This window comes from Streptomyces cupreus (assembly GCF_014257025.1).
GTDB classification, from domain to species: Bacteria; Actinomycetota; Actinomycetes; order Streptomycetales; family Streptomycetaceae; genus Streptomyces; species Streptomyces cupreus.
Window position 1 is genome coordinate 1 of the sequence record NZ_JACMSF010000188.1, and the last position, 542, is coordinate 542.

General features: G+C 66.8%; 1 protein-coding gene. It reads right to left on the reverse strand.

Features of this window, described 5'->3' with window-relative positions:
- Window positions 1-142: 142 nt before the first annotated feature.
- On the reverse strand, window positions 143-542 hold a 400-nt coding region (locus H4N64_RS44230), incomplete at its 5' end, for an alpha-glucosidase C-terminal domain-containing protein (protein ID WP_186288271.1).

A 542-nucleotide genomic window follows, 5' to 3' on the forward strand; every position in this document is an offset into this window, starting at 1 on the left:
CTGAGGTCACCGACGCCGTCGCCGTTGCTGTCCTGGAAGGACCGGACGAGCACCTCGTAGAAGACGGCGCTCTTGAACCAGTCGGGATGCCGGTCCTTGGCCGGGGTGTCCTCGAAGGTGTCATGGACGGGCTCGTTGACAGTCATGACGCGGTAGACCCTCCGATCTGCGGCGAGGCGGGCGAGGCCTGGACGTGGAGTACGTGCGCGGGTGCCCTGCCGGGCTCAAGGCGCACATAGTTGGTCCTGCCCCACAGGTAGGTCTCACCCGTCAGTTCGTCGTGCACGGACAGGGATTCGTCCCGGTCCCGGCCGAGTTGCGGCATGTCCAACGAGACCGTGGCCTCCTGGGTGTGGTGCGGATCCAGGTTGACGACCACCAGGACCGTGTCCTGGCCCGCGCGCTTGCTGTAGGCGATCACGGCGTCGTTGTCGGTGTGGTGGAAGCGGAGATTCCTGAGGCGGTGCAGCGCGGGGTGGTCGCGCCGGGCGGCGTTGAGCTTGGTGATGAGTGGAGCGATGGTTTCCGCCCGGTCCCAGTCT